Consider the following 20779-nt stretch of genomic DNA (forward strand, 5'->3'; position numbering starts at 1 on the left):
AAGCGGCCCCCAGCGATATCACAGGAAAGTGAAGACCTTCGAAGCCGGCAAACGCGACTTGCTCAGCCCCGCATTGAAGTCGGCCTCACTCCGATAGCCCAGGCTCATGATTACCACACTGGTGTAGCCCTGCTCGCGCAGCCCCAGCTCGGCATCCAGCACCTTGCTGTCGAAGCCCTCGATCGGCGTCGCATCCAGGCCATGTGCCGCAGCGCCAAGCAGTGCGGTGCCCAAGGCCAGGTAGGTCTGCTTTTCCATCCAGTGCTGCACGTCTTTCTGGTCGAAGCGGTGCAGGTCGACGTAGTGACGACGGCTCTGGTTCTGCCCGGCGCGGGCCTGTTCGTCGCGAAAACGGCCATCAGCGGCTTCCTGCGCGAGCACCGCATCCAAATGGGCCTCGGTCATCTCGGTACAGGTGCAGAACACGATCACATGGGACGCATCGAGAATCTTCGGCGTGTTGTAGGCGAAGCGCTCTTGGGTGCTCTTGGCCAACCGGGCCTTGCCTTCGGCGCTGTCAGCGACGATGAAGTGCCAAGGCTGGGAGTTGACCGACGATGGGCTGTGGCGCAGTTGCTCGAGCAACGCATCGAGGGTGGCCTGGGGAATGCGACGCGAGGCGTCGTAAGCCTTGGTGGTGTAGCGGCGCTTGGCCAGGGAAACGGTATCCATGCAACAACTCCTGCAGTGAAACGGGATTTGTCGCGCATCTTATCTTTCCTGCAGATAAGAAAAACCGGCAAACTACAGCAACACTTTCATCCTGTGAGTGAAAATGCTGCGCATCACTGACCTTGAACTGTTCGTACGCAGCAGCGTGCTGGGCAGCTTCACCGCCGCCGCCCATGAGGCAGAACTGCTGCCGGGGCAGGTGGCCGCCGCCATCAAACGCCTGGAACGCGAGCTGGACGTGCGCCTGTTTGCGCGGACCACCCGCAGCCTGCGCCTGACCGCTGCGGGCGAGTTGTACTTGCCGACCGCGCAGAACGTGCTGGAAAGCCTGCGCCAGGGCCGCGAGGACCTGCACGGCAATGCCAGTACCTTGCGCGGCACCCTGCAGGTTTCAGCCCCTTCGGACATGGGCCGCAACATGCTGCTGCCCTGGTTGAGCGCCTTTCGCCGCGAGCACCCGGCGCTGCACCTGCGCTTCTTTCTGTCCGACCAGATGGCCGACCTCAATCGTGACCCGGTGGACATCGCCATCCGCTACGGCCTCAACCAGGATGCCAACTACATCGCCCTGCCCCTGGCCAGCTGGAACCGCCGGGTACTGGTCGCCTCCCCCGACTACCTCGCGCGCTACGGCCGGCCACTGACGCCGGAGGCCCTGCAGCAACATGCCTGCCTGTTGTACATGCAACAGAACCGGGTCTATGACAAATGGCGGGTGGGTAACCGCACCGTGCAGGTGCGTGGGCCGCTGGTCAGCGACGACGCCGATGTGATCCGCCGCCTGGCGCTGCTGGGTGAAGGGATCGTCTACAAGTCGTGGCTAGATGTCAGCGCCGACATCGAGGCGGGCGCACTGGAGATTCTGCTGCCCGAATACCTGGGCGAGCCAACGCCGGTCACCTTGGTCTGCCCGCACCGCAAGCAACTGACGCCAGCAGTGACACAGCTGCACCTGTGGCTGCGCGAACGCTTCGAGGCCCTGCGGCCGCGGCTGCTGAACAAGGGCTGCACAATCGTTCCAGACTGAACCGCACGCGTGCGCTAAGGTAGCGTTTTACTCCCACGGCCTGCCGCATGAGCAACTGGATTGACCTCAAGCAAGACGCCGATACCGGCATCGAGTCGGTCCGCGCGCATTTTGTCGGGCATGCCTACGACCCGCACTGGCACGACAGTTTCCTGGTCGGCGTCACCGAGCAAGGTGTGCAGCAGTTCAACTGCCGGCGGGTACGCCATCGCAGCACGCCGGGCCAGGTGTTTCTGCTCGAGCCCGGCGACATCCACGACGGCCTTGCACCGACCGAGGAAGGCTTCACCTACTCGACGCTGTACCTGGAGCCTGCCTGGCTGGACGATCAATTGCGGGCCTTGTTCGAACACGCACCCAGCGCCGGCCTGCCCAGCTTTGCCGATACCTTGTGCCACGATGAGCGCCTGGCCCGCGCCACCGCGCTGGCCTTTAACAGCGTGCACTACCAGGACCTGCGCATTGTCCGCCAGACCGCCATGGACGACCTGCTGGCCTGCCTGACCCGCCACCTGCACTGGCGCAAACGCGTCAATCCCGACCCGCGCCTGCCGCTGACCGCGCAGCGGGCGCGTGACTACCTGCATGCTCACCTGGACCGCGACATCGGCCTGGAAGACCTGGCCCAGGCCTGCGGCGTCGACCGTTTTCGCCTGACCCGGGCGTTCAAAGCCGCCTTCGGCCTGGCCCCGCACGCCTACCTGATCCAGTTGCGCCTGGCCCGCGCGCGGCGCCTGCTCAGCCAAGGCCAGACACCTGCTGAAGTGGCCATGGCGCTGGGCTTTGCCGACCAGAGCCACTTGGGGCGCTGGTTCCGCCGGGCGTATCGGTTGACCCCGGCCGACTACCGCAGGCGCTGCTCAAACCTTCCAGACTGATTGCAGCCAGGCAGCGAACATGGCGCTTCGAACCCTCGGAGCCTTGTGCCATGTCAGAGACGTTGTTGCCTTTCATCCTCTTCGCCCTGGTGGCCAGCATCAGCCCGGGGCCGACCAACCTGTTGATCCTGGCACATGGCGCACGGCAAGGTTTGCGGGCGAGTGTGGCGCCCATCCTCGCCGGCTGTGGCGCAGCCGCGGCCGTGGTGCTGCTGGTCGGGCTGGGGCTGGGCGAGCTGTTAGTGCGCCATCCACTGGCCCAGCAGCTGATGAGCTGGGCCGGCGCGCTGTGGTTGAGTTGGCTGGCGTGGCGCATTCTGCGCAGCGCTGGGCAGCCCTTGGACATGAACGCAGACAAGCCTTTGGATGCGCTCAGCGCGGCGTCGCTGCAAGTGGTGAACCCAAAAGTGTGGATGATGGCCGTGGCCGTGATCGGGGTATTTGCCGCGCCAGCACTGCCGGTGTGGCAGTTGGCGCTGGTGTTTCTGCTGATTGCCCTGCCGTGCATGACGGCCTGGGCACTGCTGGGGGTAGGAAGTGCACGCTGGTTGCAGGTGCCTGCGCGGTTGCTGTGGTTCAACCGGGGGTTGGCGGTGGTGTTGCTGGTGTCGGCTTGGGCGACGCTGCTGGGTTGATTGTGATGTTGGCTTTGCCGGCCTCTTCGCGGGCAAGCCCGCTCCCACCGGTATTCCACTCCTTTCAAGGCCAGTGAAGATCCTGTGGGAGCGGGCTTGCCCGCGAAGAGGCCAGTACAGGCAAATCAGCCACCTAAGGCATCACGGAACCGCCGGGTACTGGCCGCCGCCAGCAGCAACCCGACAACCGCGACACAGCCTCCGACCAGGCCGATGTCGGCCACGTCCATCTGGCTGCTGACGATACTGCCCAGCAATGCCCCTCCACCAATACCGATGTTGTAAATGCCCGAGAACAAGGCCATGGCCACGTCCGTGGCATCGGACGCCAACTTCAGTGTCTTGGACTGCAGCGACAGGCTGAAGCTCAAAATCGCCACGCCCCAGAACATGCTCAACACAGCAAACACATAGAAGTTGCCCGACAAGGGCAACATCAACAGCAGGCAGGCCGCCAGCAGGCCAATCGAGCCCACTAGAAAACCCTGCGGGAAGCGGTCGCTGTAACGGCTGAACAGCACAGAGCCGAACACGCCGGCGCCACCAAATAACAGCAGCAGCAACGTGGTGCGCTCACCGCTGATCTGCGCCACATGCAGGGCAAACGGTTCGATGTAGCTGTAAGCGGTGAACTGCGCAGTGATCACCAGCGTCACCAACAGGTAGGTGATCACCAGGGCCGGGCGCTTGAACAGGATCGGCAAACTGCGCAGCGAACCGGAGTTCTGGCTGGGCAGCAGCGGCAACGACTTCATCAAGCACAGCATGGTGGCCAATGCCACCCCGGCAATGCTGAGGAACGTCACGCGCCAGCCCAGGGCTTCACCCACCACACGGCCCAGCGGGATACCCAACACCATCGCCAGGGTAGTGCCGGTGGCCAGCAGGCCCAGCGCCTTGGCCTGCTGGCCAGGCGGGGCCACACGCACGGCCAGCGACGCGGTAATCGCCCAGAACACGGCGTGGGCCAAGGCGATGCCGATGCGGCTCACCAGCAACATGGCAAAGCTCTGCGACAGCCACGACAACAGGTGGCTGACGATGAACACGAGAAACACGAACAGCAGCAGGCGCCGGCGCTCGATGTTGCGGGTCAGCAGCATCATCGGCAGCGAAGCCAGGGCCACGACCCAGGCATAGATGGTCAGCATCAGGCCGACTTGGGCAGTGCTCATGTCGAAGCTGCGGCCAATGTCGCTGAGCAACGCTACCGGGACAAACTCGGTGGTGTTGAAGATGAAGGCCGCGAGGGCCAGGGCGATCACGCTCAGCCAGCTGCCGTTACCGGTGGTCGGCGGCACATCGGTGGGTAGGGGTCCGTTCATGGGTGGGGTTCTATTCTCCGCAGGCATGGCGAAAAGACGCGCGTCAGGGGCCAAGTATCGGCCGCGCTGGGGCACGGGTTTGTTATTGGAAGGAATGCCGGCATGGTACGCGTCAATACCGGGCCTCACAACCAGCGGCACATTGCGAGTAACATGCCCGCTTAATGTGAATTGCAAGCGGAACAAGGAGCCCGATCCGCCCATGGACAAGCAACAACCCCAGCAGCAGTGGCAGCAGGCGGTCACCACCTACGCCCAAGCCATCAACCGCTACGTCGCGCAAGGCTGCGCACAGGGCTGGGACAACCTCGAAGAACCACAGCCTGCGGCCACCGAGCACCTGCTCGACGCCTGGCAGGCCGCCTTGGAAGCGATCAACCGGCCGGGGGTGGACGAACAGCAACGCCAAGCCTTCCGCGCCGCCTGGCCGCCTGCCCACCTGCCGCTGGTGCCGCTGCTCGACGCGCATGGCCAAGGCATCAGCAGCGTCCTGGTGCTGGACGACGGCAGCCTGCTCGCGCGCATTGGCATGCCCTATGAAAAGGGCCAAGTGGTGCGCATCGATCAACAAGGCGTGACGCCCGTCATCGGTATCGAGCACTTCGGGCGTTGCCCACAGCGCCGCTACTTTGCCCTGGCCAACGCCGAGGGCGTGCGCGTGACCGATGGCTGGGGCGGCCCGCAGGTCGCTCGCCTGGCCTGGCCTAGCGGGCTCGAAGGCCTGCCAGCGGGTTACCCGTTCGAGCCGCTCGACCTGCCACCCACACCCACCAGCCTGGTGCCCTTCGCCGGTGGCCAGCGGGTGCTGCTGGTGAGCGCCGAGGGTATTTACCTGCTGGCCGCTGAAGGTGCCACCCGGCTGCTGCCACGCCAGTCGCAGATACTCGAGGAACTGGCCGAAGGCACCGACCCGGACGATATCGCCCTGGGCCTGGCCATGGAGCACGGTGCAGTGTCGCCGGACGGGCGCCTGATCGTGGTGGGTGAACAATGCAGCCGCCACTTGGTGCTGAATGACCAGTTGGAGGAAGTGGCGCAGATCGGCCCCGGCGGCGAATACCCGCACTTCGCCCTGTTCAACCGCAGCGGCGACCAGTTGATCGTCAATGCCTGCCACTTCTACAACGGCGGCACACTGGGGGTACGCGTGGCAGACCTTGCGGGCCTGGACACCGACTATTACAGCGAAGACCCACGCACCCCACTGCTGCAAGACGGAGCAAGGGTGTATGCCGGGGTCGCAGGCGATGGCGAGTACATCGTCGGCGATGCCTACGGCTACCTGCGGGCCTTTGGCGAAGAGGGCACGGAACATTGGCAGCACTTCCTGGGGTCGACCATCAGCGCCATGGACATCAGCGCCGATGGACGCACGCTGGTTGCGGCGAGCCATGCCGGGTTCATCTCGGTGATTGCGCTGGGCAGTGGACGGCCTGAGTGGCAGATCGGTACCGGCGAGCATGGTGAAGTGCGGCGCTGGTTGTTCTGGAAGGGGTGGGACAAGGCGCTGGTCTGGTAGATCTGCACTGGCTTCTTCGCGGGCAAGTCGGACCGCGAAGAGGCCAGTACAGACGACTACTCGATCAGCCCTGAAGCGTGGCCATGTCGATCACAAAGCGGTACTTCACATCCCCAGCAATCATCCGCTCGTAAGCCTGGTTGATATTACGAATATCGAGCATCTCGATATCGCAACGGATGTCGTGCTCCGCACAGAAATCCAGCACTTCCTGAGTCTCGGCGATGCCGCCGATCAGCGAGCCGGCCAGTACCCGACGCTTGAGCACCAGGTTGGCCGCGTGCAGCGCCGGTTCAATCGGTTCGATCAGGCCGACCAGAATATGCACACCATCGAAGGTGAGGGTTTCCAGGTACGGATTGAGGTCGTGCTGCACCGGAATGGTGTCGAGCAGGAAGTCGAAGCGACCTGCCGCGGCGCGCATCTGCTCGTCATCGGTGGACACGATCACATGGTCGGCACCCTGGCGGCGCGCTTCCTCGGCCTTGGCTGGCGAACGGGTGAACAAGGTCACTTCCGCGCCCAGCGCCTTGGCCAGTTTGATACCCATGTGGCCGAGGCCGCCCATGCCCAGGATGCCTACCTTGTGGCCAGGGCCAACGCCGTGGTGCTTGAGCGGCGAATAGGTGGTGATACCGGCGCACAAGATCGGCGCGGCGCTGGGCAGGTCCATGCCGGCAGGGATACGCACCACAAAGTGCTCGCTGACGACGATGCTGCTGGAATAGCCACCCATGGTGTTGCTGCCATCGACCCGGTCAGGGGTGGCGTAGGTCATGGTCGGGCCTTCCACGCAGTATTGCTCCAGGTCCTTGGCGCACGCCTCACAGTGGCGGCAGGAATCAACCATGCAACCGACGCCTACCAGGTCGCCGACTTTGTGCGCAGACACCTTGTCGCCCACCGCGGTGACCCGGCCGATGATCTCGTGGCCCGGCATCAACGGGTACACGGCGATGCCCCATTCGTTGCGCGCCTGGTGGATGTCGGAGTGGCACACGCCGCAGTAGAGAATCTCGATGGCAACATCGTCCGGGCGCGGGCTGCGGCGTTCGAAGGTCATGGGAGCCAGAGGGCTGGTCGGGGTTTGGGCGGCATAACCGATGGCGGTGTACATGCGGGACCTCGCAAAGAAGTGAAACGATTCAGGCGGCGCATTTTGCGCGCCCTGCCTCGCCTCGCCCACCGTAGATTCTCCGGCATGCATGCCTGATTCTCCGAAGTTGCCCGCAAGCATCTGACGCTAGACCTTCAATCTGCGATGATGCAACTGTCTGATTCTCTGCCCAGGTTCACCATGCAGCTCACCCGCCATGTCGACGCTAACGCCCCCCTCTGCGCGCTGATCCGCCGCCTCGCCACGCGTCCGGGTTTCGTACCCACTCACCTGCCCCAAGTGCAGGTGCTGAGCTGGGACCACTATGTCGCCAGCAGCCCGCAAATTTACGAGCCAAGCCTGATGATCCTGGCCCAGGGCAGCAAACTCGCGCGGCTGGGGCCGCGCACCCTGGAGTACGGTGCGGGCCACTACTTGGTGCAGGCGCTGTCGGTGCCGTTCATGTGCGAAACCTTCGCCACCCGCGAGGCGCCGCTGTTGGGCGTGGCAGTGGACATTGACCGCAGCGTGCTGGGTGAACTGGTACAAAGCATGGACCTGGCACCGGATGCCGCCGTCCAGGCCCAGACCCCGCAGTCCATGACGTCTGCAGCGCTGGATGCGCCCATGCGCGAAAGCGTCGAACGGCTGCTGAGCTGCCTGCAAGACCCGCTGGATGCCAAGGTGCTCGGCCCGGCGCGGGTGCGCGAAGTGCTCTATACCGCGCTACGCGGCCCGCAAGCCGGCGTGTTGCGGGCGTTGGTCGAACAGCAGGGGCATTTCGCCCGCATCGGCGCCGCCCTCGCCCACTTGCGTGAACACTACACCGAGCCGTTGAGCGTCGAAGCGCTGGCGGCACGCGCCAACATGAGCGTGTCGACCTTCCATGAGCATTTCAAACGCTGCACCGACATGGCACCGATGCAATACCTCAAGCGCCTGCGGCTGCTCAAGGCGCAGCAGATGCTGATCGGCGAGGGCCTGGGAGTGGCGCAGACGGCGCACCGGGTGGGCTACCAGAGCACCTCGCAGTTCAGCCGCGAGTACAAACGCCAGTTTGACCGCAGCCCGGGGGATGAAGTGGCGTACCAGAGTTTGCCGGTTTGATTGGTGGTGGCCGCTAGGTGTCTGGCTGGGGCGTTGTGGTGTGGCAGAAACCGAGCGCCGCCCGCGCGGCGCATCGCGAGCAACGCTCGCTCCTACGTCTGTTTCGGGCCAATTATTTCTGGGGCATAGGCGCGCGGTCCCCTGGTGCCTGACACGATATCGGATAGATCAAACAAGGCGGTCGCGCGCAACTATCACAGGCTTTACTGGCCCGAAACAGACGTAGGAGCGAGCGTTGCTCGCGATGCGCCGCGCGGGCGGCGCTCGGTTTCCGCCACACCATCAAACCCCAGCCATACACACCCAACATCTCACCCCCCCCATTGCTACCCACCAACCGACCCAGCTAATATTGAGAAAGATTCGCACTCACAACTGGATACCAGGCGTTGGACAGCACATCGACCCGCAAGCTGGGCTTCTTCTTCAGCGACCATCACCGCTGGCTGCTCCAACATGTCTTCAAACGCCTGCGTAATCGCGCCGATGCCGAGGACACGGCAGCCGAGGCGTTCTGCCAGATGCTGGGCGCACGCGTCGACCCGGACAGCATCGAGCAACCGCGTGCCTACCTCTCGACCATCGCCCGTCGGCTGATCTTCGATCGGTACCGCCGTCGCCAACTCGAGCAGGCGTACCTCGAGCGCTTGGCGCTGCTGCCTGAACCCATCGCCCCTTCTGCCGAAGAGCAACTGCTGCTGATCGAGGCACTGGTGACCATCGACAAGGTGCTGGACGGCTTGCCCGCCATGGTCAAGGCTGCCTTCCTCTACAGCCAGCTCGACGGCATGAGCTACGTCGACATCGCCGCCCGTTTGCAGATCAGCGAACGCACCGTCAGCCGCCACATGAAGCAGGCCCTGCGCCAGTGCTACCTGTGCGAGGTGCACGCATGAGCGCAACACACCTGGACCCAATCAGCGAGCAGGCCATCGACTGGATGGTCGCACTCAAGGCCGGCACGCCTGACCAGGCGCTGCTGCAACGCCTGGCGCACTGGCTGCGCCAGGACCCCGCACACCAACGCGCCTGGGACCGCTTGCAACAACGCCTGGGCAGCCCGTTTGCGGCGCTGCACGCGCTGGACCAACGTGCCCCAGGGCAAGCCGCCGAAGCCCGCCAACTGCTGCTCACGCCCACCCACTCTCGCCGCGAAGTGCTGGGCGCGTTGGCAGGCATGGGTGTCGTCGCAGGCGCCTTGTGGAGCGGTTGGCGCAGCGACAGCGCGCAAAACTGGCTGGCTGACCTGCACACCGCCAGCGGCGAGCGGCGCAGTTTTACCCTGGCAGACGGCAGCCGCCTGAGCCTCAACAGCGCCAGTGCCGTCGACCTGCAGTTCGATGCCAGCCAACGCCTGCTGATACTGCGCCGTGGCGAAATAGTGATTAAGGTTGCGGCCGACCCTCAGCGGCCCCTGCGCGTGCGCACGCCCCAAGGGCAAGTGCAGGCGCTGGGCACCCGCTTTCTGGTAAGCCAAGAGCAAGCCGCTACCCGCGTCGTGGTGCTGGAGCACAGCGTGCGCGCCAGCCTGCGCGATGGCCGCTGGCAAGACGTGCAACAGGGGCAGGCAGCCCTGCTGCGCAGCGATGGCATCCAGCAACTGGGCGGCGAGCAGCAACAACGCTGCGCCTGGCTGTATGGGCGCCTGGAAGTGCTCGACGAACCCCTGCACGCGGTCATCGATGCCCTGCGCCCCTACCAGCGCGGCTACATACGGCTGGCCCCGGCGGTGCGCGGGATGCGCGTGCAAGGCGTGTTCCCGCTCGACCAGCCGCAGGAGGCGCTGGCTGCCCTGGCGGAAGCCCTGCCGATCAAGGTCGAACCGTTCGGCCCCTGGGTGACGTTGATCGGCCCCAGCCAAGGCTAATGAAAATATTTGTGAAAATCATTCGCGGGCGTGTCCGGTTTTCGTTTCTCGTCCCACCTATCTCCTGACAAGTCACTTCATTCGGGAGAATTCTGTGCTCAACCTCTGGCCCCGCGCCTTGCCCCTCGTCGTTGCCCTGAGCAGCCTCAATGCCCATGCCCAGGTGCAGACCCTGGCGTTCGACCTGCCGCCTGCCAGCCTGGCCACCACCCTTAACCGGATTGCCAGCCAGAGCGGCTACATTATCGCGCTCGAACCCCAGCTGGTACGCGGCAAGCAGGCGCCAGCAGTCGTCGGCCAGATGAGTGCCGAGCAAGCCATGCAAACCGCGCTGGTCGGCAGCGGCCTGCAATTGCGGCTCACCAGCAGCGGCCACTTCAGCGTTGCCCCGGCAACCCCAGAGAGCGACGTGCTGGAGCTTGGCAGTACCAGCATCACCGACAATTACCTGGATGCCACCAGCGAAGGCAGCGGCTCGTACGCCGCCCGCGCGGTGACCCTTGGCAAAGGCACGCACACCCTCAAGGAAATCCCTCAATCGGTGACGGTGATTACCCGTAAACAGCTGGATGACCAAGGCATCACCGACCTGCAGGAGGCGCTCAACCACACCACCGGGATCGTCGGCGCGCAAGGCATCGGCCCAGGCGTGGTGGTGACATCGCGCGGGTTCCAGATCGACGACTGGCAGTACGACGGCGTGCCTATCCCGCGTAACAACTATTCGCTGGGCAACTGGGCGACCCAGGACCTGGTGTTCTTCGACCGCATCGAGGTCCTGCGCGGCGCCTCGGGCTTGCTGCAAGGCACCGGCAGCCCCGGCGGCGCGATCAACCTGGTGCGCAAACGCGGCCAGGCCACCCCGACCGTCACCGTCACCGGCAAGGCTGGCTCCTGGGACCACTACGGCCTGCAACTGGACGCTGGCGGCCCGCTGACCGCCGACGGCCGCGTGCGCGGCCGGATGGTGGCCGACGAGGACCAGAGCGACAGCTTCATCGACTACCAATGGAGCAAGTCCCACTCCCTGTATGGCGCGCTGGACATTGACCTGAACGACGCCACCACCGTAGGTGCCGGCATCAGCTACAACCGCCAGCAGTCGCGGCCAATGCTGCGTGGCATCCCCCGCTACACCGACGGCAAGCCGGTCGACCTGCCCCGCTCGACCTTCACCGGCGCCCGTTGGAACCGTGCCGAAACCGACGTGACCACCTATTACGCGGACCTCGAACACCGCTTCAACGACGACTGGGCGTTCAAGGCCGCCGCCGTGCGCATGGACGAAGTCAACACTTCCACGCACCAGCGCGTGCAGTCCACCGGCCAGGGCGTAGCGCCAGACGGCAGCGGCATCACCTATGCCGACTGGCTCACCGACTTCCACAACACCAAGCTGGGCCTGGACATGAACGTGGTGGGCCACTTCAACACCGGGCCGCTGGCCCATGAAATCACCGTCGGCGGCAACTACTCCAAGCTGACGTCGGACGACGCCTATTGGCGCAACTTCGCCGCGTCTGGCGACACCCTCTTCGACATCGACCACAACCGCCCCGAGCCTAGCCGTGACAGTGTGTTCGACGGCAAACTCGCGCGCTCCAACAAGGCCAGTTATGACATCCGCCAAAAAGGCCTGTACGGCGTGTGGCGAGTCAAACCGACCGATGACCTGACCCTGATCCTCGGCTCGCGGGTCAGCTGGTTCGACTACAGCTGGGACTCGATCGACTTCAACAGCCGCACCGACCCCGGCAGCCGCACCCCCACCAGCCGCATGACCGAGTCGGGCGAAGTCACCCCGTATGCCGGCTTCGTCTACGACCTGACCCGCGAATGGGCCTGGTACGCCAGCTACACCGACGTGTTCGTGCCGCAGACCGAGCGGGCCGTCAACAACGTACCACTCAAGCCTGTGATCGGCAGCAACTACGAAACGGGCCTTAAGGGCGAATTGCTGGACGGCCGGGTCAACGCCTCGCTGGCGGTGTTCCGCTACGACCAGGAAAACCGTGCGGTGACCGACGTGGCTTCGGGCTTTGCCTGTGATGACTGGTACTGCTCCACTGCGGCGGGCAAGGTGCGTAGCCAGGGCATTGAGGCCGAGATCAGCGGCGAAGTGCTCAGCGGCCTGCAGCTGTTTGCTGGCTACACCTACAACACCACCAAGTTCCTCGACGACCCGGACGAAGAAGGCCGCGTGTTCAGCCAGTGGACGCCCAAGCACATGTTGCGCGTGTGGGCCGACTACACCCTGCCACTGGACGGCCAACGCTGGAGCACCGGCCTGGGCTTCACCAGCCAAAGCCATACCCTGGGCTACGAACGCACCTACACCGTGCCTGGCTACACCGTGTGGAGCGCGCGCCTGGCGTATCAGCTGACGCCGGAAGTGAACCTTGCGGTCAACGCCAACAACCTGTTCGACAAGAAGTACTGGGTTGCCGGCTTCAACCAGCTCAATGGCAGCAACAACTACGGCGAGCCCCGCAACTTCATGTTGACGGTCAAGTACACGCCTGAGTTTTAAAACGCAGCACGCATCACTCGGTCAACGGCCATTGCGCAAGCGGCCAATACACGCCCTTGCGCGATTCATACAGGGCGAAGTGCCGCGCGGCCAGGAAGAACTCCGGCGCCGTGGCGGCCTCCGGCGGCTGGCCGCGGTAGTCCCTGGACAAGGTCAGGTGCGGGCGGTACTCACGGCTCGCCGCCTCCACTCCCAATGGCAGCAGCGCCTGCTGCAGGCCATACACCAGTTGCAGCAAGGCCGGCGGCGTTTGCTGCGGCTCAAGCACCAGCGCACTGGCGCGCGGCCACACCTGCAAACGGTCGAGCAACAGGCGCGGCGCCGCAGCTGGGCGCTTGAGCGCATCGACCGCAGCGCAGATCGAGGGCAGCAAGGCGGTGTCTACATCACCGAGAAACAGCAGCGTCACATGGAAGTTGTCGGCGGGTACCGGCTTGCCAGTGCGCAAGTTCAAGCCACGCCGCCACTGGGCCAGGGCACGGCGCTGGGCATCGCTGACCGGCAACGCGAAAAACAGCCGTTTGAAGGGGGCGCCACTGGGGCGAACGTCCTGAACCATGTGATCTCCTTGACATGAAACGTTTGCGCAAGCGCTAGGCCATTACACCTAAGTCGCGCGGTAGTCACGTAACAATAAGTACAAACTGCTCCCATGATTGTTTATGCTGGCCAGCTTATGCCATGGCGCATGGCCATTTTTCGACAAGTAAACGTCCATGAAAATTGCACTCGTACTCCTCTTTGTTCTGTCGATCGCCTATGTTCACCTACGCGGTCGCGTTCGCCACAAGCTGACTCGCCAGCTGGGCGACCACTCCAGCTTCCTGGCCCCGGTCAACAGTTTCCTCTACCTGTTTTCCAAGCACCCGGCCAAGCCCTACTTGCCGGTCGAGGCCTTCCCCGAACTGCAACCGCTGCAGGACCACTGGCAGGAAATCCGTGCCGAGGCGCAGCAGTTGCTCCACGTCGGTGAAATCAAGAAATCCGAGAATTACGATGACGTCGGTTTCAACTCATTCTTCAAGACCGGTTGGAAGCGCTTCTACTTGAAGTGGTACGGCGAAAGCCACCCTTCGGCCATGACCCTGTGCCCACGCACCACCGAACTGCTGCAAGGCATCGGCACGGTCAAGGCTGCAATGTTCGCCACCTTGCCACCGGGCGCCAAGCTGGTGCGCCACCGCGACCCGTACGCTGGCTCCTACCGCTACCACCTAGGCCTGGACACGCCGAACGATGACGGTTGCTATATCGACGTGGACGGCGAGAAGTACTCGTGGCGCGACGGTGAGGGCGTGATCTTCGACGAAACCTACATCCATTACGCGGCCAACACCACCGACCACAACCGCATCATCCTGTTCTGCGATGTCGAGCGCCCGCTCAAGTACCGCTGGGCAACGGCGTTCAACCGCTGGTTCAGCCGCAACGTGATGGCGGCGGCCGCCGCGCCCAATGATGCCAACGACAAGACCGGTGGCATCAACCGGCTATTCACCCGCATCTACAAGATCCGCGAACGCGGCAAGGCGCTGAAAAAGCGCAATCGCATGCGCTACTACCTGGAAAAATGGGCGGTGGTGGCTGCACTGGTGCTGGTGTTCATCTACATCTGATTCAGCGCTGCCTGTGCCGTCGGTACAGGCAGCAGATGCCCTCGCCTTTTTCGACTAGCCTGAAAGCTCCACTCGCAACCACCCCAAGGTGAAGACGATGAGCATGATGGACTGGGACGCCTACCGTAAGCAGTTGATGGCCGGCATCGGCGATCTCAAGCAGTTGTCTCCCGACACCGTGGCCGGCTACATGACCGCCAGCGGTGCGGGCGCCAAGACCAACCACCTGGACGCCAAGACCCGCGAACTGATCTCCCTCGCGGTGGCCGTGACCACCCGTTGTGACGGCTGCATCGCCGTGCATTCGCAGCAGGCAGTGAAACACGGCGCCAGCCGCGAAGAGATTGCCGAGGCCCTTGGCGTAGCGGTGGCGATGAACGCCGGCGCCGCATTGGTGTACTCGGCACGCGCCATGGACGCAGTGGGCAAGGCCAACGGCTGACCCCGCGTGGCGTCGCCGCCCTTGCGCGACGGCGCCGCGCCACCCAGACTTGGCGGTCCAGCCATTGCAGGAACCACCATGATCCACATCCGCCCCATGACGCCCGAGGACTTCGAGCGTTTCTGGCCCACCTTCCAGGCCATTGTCCAGGCCCGTGAAACCTACGCCTTCGACCCTGCCCTGAACTTCGACCAGGCCCGCCAGTTGTGGCTGGAGATGCCCCTTCGCACCTGGGTAGCAGAGGACGACGGTGAGCTGTTGGGTTCCTACTACCTCAAAGCCAATGCTGCCGGCCCCGGGGCCCATGTAGGCAACTGCGGTTACATGGTCTGCGAGGCCGCGCGTGGCCGTGGTGTGGCCCGGATGATGTGCGAGCATTCGCAAAAGCTGGCGCGCCAGGAGGGGTTTCTGGCGCTGCAGTTCAATTCGGTCGTGGCCAGCAACGAAGTGGCCGTGGCGCTGTGGCACAAGCTCGGTTTCGAAACGGTCGGCCGCCTGCCCAAGGCTTTCCGGCATGCCCGGCTGGGCTTGGTGGATTGCCTGGTGATGTACAAGTGGCTGGCGGATGAGCCAGTGGTGGAAAAACCGCCACTGCTGATCGGGCGCAAGAACATCGAGGCTCGCGTGTCGCGCCGCCGGGGGCGTTAGCCGACGGTAGGAGCAGCCTTGCGCTGCGAAGAGGCCAGCGCCTGCATCATGCTGGTCATCGCCTGAACTGGCCCCTTCGCAGCGCAAGGCTGCACCTACACAAACCGCGGTGTTGGCAAATCGCTGCTTAGAACGCCAAGCCGACCTTGAAGCCAAACTCATCACGCTTGAGTTTGGTGTTGTCCGCCACGGGCGAATCGCCATCCAGCTTGTACTCGGTGCGCGTGTAGTACACCCCCGCCTGTACCGGCATGCCGCCCTGCTGGTTCATCAGCAAGGTGACCTCGGCATAGGGGTTGGTGCGGTCCTTCAGGTCCACGGTGTCACTGCCGAAATCATCCACCTTCAGGCGCGCACGGCCATCGAGGGTGTGGCGCGCGCCCACCTCCACGCGCAGGGTCGACGCATCGAACTGGTGGTTGTAACCCAAGGCCGCCTTGGCGAAGGGCGACTTGACCGTGAGTTTAGTGTCCAGGTCGTTGATCTCGGGCTCGAAGCGCGACCAGCTGTAGCCGCCGCCCACGGTCACATCGACAAAGTTGCGCGCGTCCAGCGCCGCACGCCAGCCGAGGTCGAGATCGGCCTGGGCTTCCTTGAGTTTGTTGTCATTCTTCTTGCCGTACTTGGCCTCGGCACCGATCTGGTAGATGAAGCCGGATTCGGCGGTCATCTTGTTGCCGAAGGTGGCGAATACACCGCCCTGCCCCAAGTGTTCCTTGTCGGTTTCGCTGCCGCCTTCGAATTTGAAGTCGTTATAGGCACCCAGCAGGCCGAGGGTGAACAGCGGGTCGGTACTGGGCGCGGCGGTGGCGGCTAAAGGCGAAGCGATCAAGGCGAGCAGGCAAGTGTGACGCAACAGGTGACGAGCGGACATGCGTGAAGTCTCCATGACGTGAAAACAGTGATAACGAGCGGTTCGAGAGACACGCTTTGGAGAAAGTTCGAAAAAATTCATTGAGAGCGAATGCCTTGGGCTATGCAGCGCCATACACCCCTCCAAATCCCCGTTGCTGGCCACCCAATTTAAGTTATAAGATAACGTTTCATTTGACGCCCATTCCTACCAGCGACCTTCCATGACTAGCGCCAGCGCCACCCCCACCCTGCTTACCCAGCGCCTGCAGAGCATCGATGCCCTGCGCGGCCTGGTCATCCTGTTCATGCTCCTGGACCACGTCCGCGAGACCTTCTTTCTGCACCGCCAGGTCAGCGACCCGATGGCCATCGACGTCACCGACCCGTCATTGTTCTTCAGCCGTACCCTGGCCCACCTGTGCGCGCCGGTGTTTGTCCTGTTGACTGGCCTTTCGGCCTGGCTGTATGGCGAGAAGTACCAGGGCCGTAGCGATGTCTCGGCCTTTCTGTTCAAACGTGGGCTGTTCCTCGTGGCACTGGAGTTCACCCTGGTCAACTTCGCCTGGACCTTCCAACTACCCCCCAGCGTGATCTACCTGCAAGTGATCTGGGCCATCGGCGTGAGCATGATCGCCCTGTCGCTGCTGGTGTGGTTGCCACGGGCAGCGCTGATCGCCCTGGGTGCAATCATCGTCGCCGGGCACAACCTGCTCGACAGCCTGCACTTCGGCGCTGAGTCGGCCCTGCACGTGCCGTGGGCAATCCTGCACGACCGTGGCTGGCTGGCATTCTCCGACCACCTGCGCCTGCGCACGTCGTACCCCGTGCTGCCCTGGATAGGCGTCATCGCCTTGGGCTACGGCCTTGGCCCCTGGTTCGCCCGTGGCAGCGACGCAGGCCAACGCCAGCACCGCCTGCTGCTGGCCGGGGTGATCGCACTGCTTGGTTTTGTCGTGCTGCGCATGCTCAACGGCTACGGCGAGGCACCCTGGAGCGGGTACCCGACGTTGACGCAAACGCTGATGAGCTTCTTCAACATCACCAAGTATCCGCCGTCCTTGCTGTTCCTGGCCCTCACCCTGGGCTGTGGCCTGCTGCTGTTGCGCGCCTTCGAGCGTGCCGGCCAGGCCCGCTGGATCAACGCCCTGGCGGTTTACGGCGCAGCACCGATGTTTTTCTACCTGCTGCACCTGTATGTGCTGAAGCTGCTTTACCTGGCCTGCGTCGCGCTGTTCGGCCACAACCAGGGGGATTACTTTGGCTTCGACGGCATCGGCGCCGTGTGGCTGGGCGCTGCCTTGCTCGCCGTGTCGCTGTACCTGCCGGTACGTAGCTTCGCCCGGCTGAAGGCGCGTCGGCGTGATATCACCTGGCTCAAGTACTTCTGAAAAGCGTTTTCACCCGGCTGCCTGATGGTCTACCATGCCGGCCGCCGGTTTCCACCACGGAATTAATAGGGAATCCCAAGCCCGCTAACGCGGGCCAAACGGAACTGCCCCCGCAACTGTAGGTGCCGAGCCTGCTCCATCGATGCCACTGGATAACATTGTCCGGGAAGGCTGGAGCTGGGCCATGACGCACCAGTCAGGAGACCTGCCGGCGCAAAAACACCAACCGGCGGGGTGTCCGGGATGGCCATCTCCACCCTTTTCTGGGTGCTGCCCCCTGCCGTGTGCACGGGGCTCGGCGATGCCTGTCCGTGCGTTCATTCCGTGAACCCTTCGATAGGAGATCGTCCCCTCATGCTGCATCGTCTTGCCGCTTTGATTGCCGGCCTCGGCCTCACCAGCCTGGCCCAGGCTGCCGCCACCCACTACCCGCTCACGGTCGACAACTGCGGCATGCCGCAGACCTTCGGCCACGCGCCCGAGCGTGCAGTGACCATTGGCCAAGCCGGCACCGAGATGCTCTACGCACTGGGGCTGGGCGACAAACTCGCCGGCACCTCGCTGTGGTTCAACAACGTACTGCCCGAGTACAAGGCGCTGAACGACAAGGTCGAGCGCCTGGCCGACAACGACCCCAGTTTCGAGGCGGTGGTCGGCAAGCGTCCGCAACTGGTGGCCGTACAGTTTGAATGGATGGTCGGCGCTCAAGGGGTGGTCGGCACCCGCGAGCAGTTCGACGAGCTGAAGATCCCGACCTACTTGCTGCCGTCGGACTGCGAAGGCAAGGACAACCTGGTGGGCGCCGACGGCACCCGCCTGCAGGCGTTCCAGGTCGAGAGCATCTACAAGAGCGTCAACCAGCTGGCCGAAATCTTCGATGTGCAAGACCGCGGCGCCGCGTTGAACGCCGACCTCAAGGGCCGCCTGGACAGCGCCAAGGCACAGTTGGCTGGCAAGGATTTGTCGAACACCTCGGCACTGTTCTGGTTCTCTAGCGCCGACTTGGATATCGACCCCTACGTCGCCGGCCGCCAAGGGGTGGCTGACTTCATGCTGCGTACGCTGGGGGTGCGCAATGTGGTCGAGTCCACCGAAGAATGGCCGACCGTGGGCTGGGAAACCCTGGCCAAGGCCAACCCGACCTGGTTGATCATCGCCCGCATGGACCGCCGCCGCTTCCCGGCAGACGACTACCAGAAAAAACTCGAATTCCTGCGCAACGACCCGGTTACCCGCAACATGGACGCGGTGAAGAACGACCGCATCATCGTCCTCGACGCCGATGCGATGCAGGCCGGCATCCGCCTGTTCCGCGGCCTGCAGACGCTGTCGACGGCGTTCGCCAGCGGTAAAGCAGCCCAGTGATGAGCCGCTTGTTGCCCTACAGCGCCCTGGCCCTGGCAGCCCTGTGTGTCGCGCTGGTGGCCGGCACCGCGATCGGCGAGAGCAACCTGGCGCCGAACGTGGTCTACCAGGTGCTGGCCAATCACCTGTGGCAGGCCGGTTACCCGGTCGACCCCATCGATGCCGGTATCGTCTGGAACTACCGCCTGACCCGCACGCTGGTCGCCGCCGCCTGTGGCGCCGGGCTGGCCACGTGTGGCGTGATCCTGCAGGCGCTGCTGCGCAACCCGCTGGCCGAGCCCTACCTGTTGGGGTTGTCGGCCGGTGCCTCGACCGGCGCGGTGCTGGTCGGCCTGCTGGGGCTGGGCAGCGTCGCCCTGAGCATGTCCGGGGGTGCCTTCATCGGCGCGTTGGCGGCGTTTGCGCTGGTGCTGGTGCTGGCACGCGCCGCTGGGCCGAGCAGCAACAACGCCCAGGTGATACTCGCCGGCATCGCTGGCTCGCAACTGTTCACTGCGCTGACCGCGTTCCTCATCACCAAGTCGGCCACCGCCGAGCAGGCGCGCGGCATTCTGTTCTGGCTGCTGGGCAACCTCAGTGGCGTGCGCTGGCCGTCCGTGTGGCTGGCCCTGCCCGTGGCACTGTTCGGGCTGGTGGTGTGCCTGTGGCATCGCCGCGCGCTGGATGCCTTTACCTTCGGCGCCGACTCGGCCGCGTCGCTGGGGATCCCGGTGCGGCGCACCCAGTTGTTGCTGATCAGTTGTGCCGCGCTGGTGACGGCGGTGATGGTGTCCATCGTCGGCGCCATCGGTTTTGTCGGGCTGGTCATCCCCCACGCCCTGCGCCTGCTGCTGGGGCCCGGGCATAGCCGCCTGCTGCCGGCCAGTGCGCTGGGCGGCGCGCTGTTCCTGATCAGCGCCGATATCTTGTCGCGCACGCTGATCCCAGGCCAGGTGATCCCGGTGGGCGTGGTGACCGCGCTGATCGGCGCGCCAGTGTTCGCGCTGATTCTGGTCAGCAGAAGGGGGCGCCCATGACCGTCATGGCCAACGTGAAGATTGCCCCCCTGGCCTGCCAGGGCTTAGGGCTGCAGTTGGGCGGCAACCCTGTACTACGCCACATCGAGCTAACCGTTATCCCCGGCGAAACGCTGGGCATCGTCGGCCCTAACGGCTCGGGCAAGTCGACTTTGCTCAAACTGCTGGCGGGCCTGCGCAAGCCTGACAGTGGCTGTGTCGAGCTGCTGGGCGAGCCGCTCACGCAACTGCCACGCCGGCGCATTGCCCAGGCTCTGGCGCTGGTCGAGCAGCAAGCGGATACCGCTGACGCCATCAGCGTGTTCGACGCCGTTGCCCTGGGCCGCACGCCCTGGCTGTCGGCCCTGGCGCCGTTCAGCAAAGCAGACCGCGCCATCGTCGAACAGGCCTTGGCCGACCTGGATGCCCTGCACCTGCGCAAGCGGCTTTGGCATTCGCTTTCAGGTGGCGAACGCCAACGCGTGCACATTGCCCGCGCCCTGGCGCAACGCCCCCAGGTGCTGTTGCTCGACGAGCCGACCAACCACCTGGACATCCAGCACCAGCTGAGCCTGTTGCAACAGGTGCAGGGGCTGCCGGTTACCACGCTGGTGGCCCTGCATGATCTCAACCAGGCGCTGACCTGCGACCGCCTCGCGGTGCTCGACAAAGGCTGCCTGGTCGCCCTCGGCAAGCCGCTCGACGTCCTCACCCCAGAGCGCCTGCTAAGCACCTTCGGCGTACACGCCCACTACCTTACCGACCCCTTCGACGGCGCACGCATTCTGCGTTTTCGCGCCCCCTGAACCAGGAA

General features: G+C 64.3%; 20 protein-coding genes and 1 riboswitch. Of the genes, 15 read left to right on the plus strand and 5 right to left on the minus strand.

Annotated features, from left to right (window positions below; translation table 11 throughout):
- Window positions 1–18: 18 nt before the first annotated feature.
- Window positions 19–672 carry an oxygen-insensitive NAD(P)H nitroreductase gene (nfsB, locus tag HU750_RS08975; RefSeq protein WP_186678751.1) on the minus strand — a complete coding sequence of 218 codons (654 nt, stop codon included), beginning with the start codon at window positions 670–672 and terminating at the stop codon, window positions 19–21.
- 103 nt (window positions 673–775) lie between these two features.
- Between nfsB and HU750_RS08980 the strand changes: the two genes are divergently transcribed.
- Genes HU750_RS08980 through HU750_RS08990 form a run of 3 tightly spaced genes read left to right on the plus strand, consistent with a single transcriptional unit; the run spans window position 776 to window position 3212 of the window.
- Window positions 776–1699 (plus strand): LysR family transcriptional regulator, encoded by a 924-nt coding sequence (locus HU750_RS08980; RefSeq protein WP_186678753.1) that lies wholly within the window; start codon window positions 776–778, stop codon window positions 1697–1699.
- A gap of 47 nt (window positions 1700–1746) precedes the next feature.
- A complete protein-coding gene (locus HU750_RS08985) occupies window positions 1747–2577 on the plus strand; it encodes an AraC family transcriptional regulator (RefSeq protein ID WP_099429858.1) in 831 nt (276 codons plus the stop codon).
- A gap of 50 nt (window positions 2578–2627) precedes the next feature.
- Window positions 2628–3212 carry a LysE family translocator gene (locus tag HU750_RS08990; RefSeq protein WP_186678755.1) on the plus strand — a complete coding sequence of 195 codons (585 nt, stop codon included), beginning with the start codon at window positions 2628–2630 and terminating at the stop codon, window positions 3210–3212.
- 125 nt (window positions 3213–3337) lie between these two features.
- On the opposite strand, the gene HU750_RS08995 is transcribed toward HU750_RS08990, so the two are convergent.
- Window positions 3338–4537 carry a sugar transporter gene (locus HU750_RS08995; RefSeq protein ID WP_186678758.1) on the minus strand — a complete coding sequence of 400 codons (1200 nt, stop codon included), beginning with the start codon at window positions 4535–4537 and terminating at the stop codon, window positions 3338–3340.
- 202 nt (window positions 4538–4739) lie between these two features.
- Here HU750_RS08995 and HU750_RS09000 point away from each other — a divergent pair, with 202 nt between their 5' ends.
- Complete coding sequence (locus HU750_RS09000; RefSeq protein ID WP_186678759.1) at window positions 4740–6056, plus strand: WD40 repeat domain-containing protein; 1317 nt, start codon at window positions 4740–4742, stop codon at window positions 6054–6056.
- A 64-nt stretch (window positions 6057–6120) separates the two neighbouring features.
- Here the strand turns inward: HU750_RS09000 and calA are convergent, their stop codons facing one another.
- Complete coding sequence (gene calA, locus HU750_RS09005) at window positions 6121–7173, minus strand: vanillin reductase (protein ID WP_186678760.1); 1053 nt, start codon at window positions 7171–7173, stop codon at window positions 6121–6123.
- 180 nt (window positions 7174–7353) lie between these two features.
- Here calA and HU750_RS09010 point away from each other — a divergent pair, with 180 nt between their 5' ends.
- The 4 genes from HU750_RS09010 to HU750_RS09025 all read left to right on the plus strand — a co-directional run bounded on the left by HU750_RS09010 (window position 7354) and on the right by HU750_RS09025 (window position 12656).
- Entirely contained in the window at window positions 7354–8259 is a 906-nt protein-coding gene (locus HU750_RS09010) for an AraC family transcriptional regulator (protein ID WP_085273275.1), read from the plus strand.
- Window positions 8260–8648: 389 nt separating this feature from the next.
- On the plus strand, window positions 8649–9155 hold the full coding sequence (locus HU750_RS09015) for a sigma-70 family RNA polymerase sigma factor (protein ID WP_027593826.1): 507 nt from the start codon (window positions 8649–8651) through the stop codon (window positions 9153–9155).
- Entirely contained in the window at window positions 9152–10126 is a 975-nt protein-coding gene (locus HU750_RS09020; protein WP_186678761.1) for a FecR domain-containing protein, read from the plus strand. Before HU750_RS09015 ends, HU750_RS09020 begins: the two co-directional genes overlap by 4 nt.
- A 94-nt stretch (window positions 10127–10220) precedes the next feature.
- Complete coding sequence (locus HU750_RS09025) at window positions 10221–12656, plus strand: TonB-dependent siderophore receptor (protein WP_186678763.1); 2436 nt, start codon at window positions 10221–10223, stop codon at window positions 12654–12656.
- A gap of 13 nt (window positions 12657–12669) precedes the next feature.
- On the opposite strand, the gene thpR is transcribed toward HU750_RS09025, so the two are convergent.
- Window positions 12670–13215 (minus strand): RNA 2',3'-cyclic phosphodiesterase, encoded by a 546-nt coding sequence (gene thpR / locus HU750_RS09030; protein WP_085273273.1) that lies wholly within the window; start codon window positions 13213–13215, stop codon window positions 12670–12672.
- Between the two features lie 157 nt (window positions 13216–13372).
- Between thpR and lpxO the strand changes: the two genes are divergently transcribed.
- The 3 genes from lpxO to HU750_RS09045 all read left to right on the plus strand — a co-directional run bounded on the left by lpxO (window position 13373) and on the right by HU750_RS09045 (window position 15362).
- A complete protein-coding gene (gene lpxO / locus HU750_RS09035; protein ID WP_027593830.1) occupies window positions 13373–14272 on the plus strand; it encodes a lipid A hydroxylase LpxO in 900 nt (299 codons plus the stop codon).
- Between the two features lie 97 nt (window positions 14273–14369).
- Window positions 14370–14714, plus strand: a complete 345-nt coding sequence (locus HU750_RS09040) for a carboxymuconolactone decarboxylase family protein (protein WP_013973174.1) — start codon at window positions 14370–14372, stop codon at window positions 14712–14714.
- Window positions 14715–14792: 78 nt separating this feature from the next.
- A complete protein-coding gene (locus tag HU750_RS09045) occupies window positions 14793–15362 on the plus strand; it encodes a GNAT family N-acetyltransferase (protein ID WP_027593832.1) in 570 nt (189 codons plus the stop codon).
- 127 nt (window positions 15363–15489) lie between these two features.
- Here HU750_RS09045 and HU750_RS09050 read toward each other — a convergent pair whose 3' ends face one another.
- Window positions 15490–16236, minus strand: a complete 747-nt coding sequence (locus tag HU750_RS09050) for an outer membrane beta-barrel protein (RefSeq protein ID WP_099453547.1) — start codon at window positions 16234–16236, stop codon at window positions 15490–15492.
- Between the two features lie 202 nt (window positions 16237–16438).
- On the opposite strand from HU750_RS09050, the gene HU750_RS09055 reads away from it, so the two are divergent.
- From HU750_RS09055 to HU750_RS09070, 4 genes are all read left to right on the plus strand, one after another.
- Entirely contained in the window at window positions 16439–17605 is a 1167-nt protein-coding gene (locus HU750_RS09055; RefSeq protein ID WP_186678765.1) for an acetyltransferase domain-containing protein, read from the plus strand.
- A 28-nt stretch (window positions 17606–17633) separates the two neighbouring features.
- Window positions 17634–17832, plus strand: a riboswitch (cobalamin riboswitch).
- 127 nt (window positions 17833–17959) lie between these two features.
- Entirely contained in the window at window positions 17960–18970 is a 1011-nt protein-coding gene (locus HU750_RS09060; RefSeq protein WP_186678766.1) for an ABC transporter substrate-binding protein, read from the plus strand.
- Window positions 18970–19986 (plus strand): FecCD family ABC transporter permease, encoded by a 1017-nt coding sequence (locus HU750_RS09065; RefSeq protein ID WP_099453544.1) that lies wholly within the window; start codon window positions 18970–18972, stop codon window positions 19984–19986. Before HU750_RS09060 ends, HU750_RS09065 begins: the two co-directional genes overlap by 1 nt.
- Before the next feature lie 5 nt (window positions 19987–19991).
- Complete coding sequence (locus tag HU750_RS09070) at window positions 19992–20771, plus strand: ABC transporter ATP-binding protein (protein ID WP_420876204.1); 780 nt, start codon at window positions 19992–19994, stop codon at window positions 20769–20771.
- The last annotated feature ends 8 nt before the right edge of the window (window positions 20772–20779 follow it).

The sequence above is a fragment of the Pseudomonas sp. SWRI50 genome (genome assembly GCF_014269095.1).
GTDB classification, from domain to species: domain Bacteria; phylum Pseudomonadota; class Gammaproteobacteria; order Pseudomonadales; family Pseudomonadaceae; genus Aquipseudomonas; species Aquipseudomonas kermanshahensis.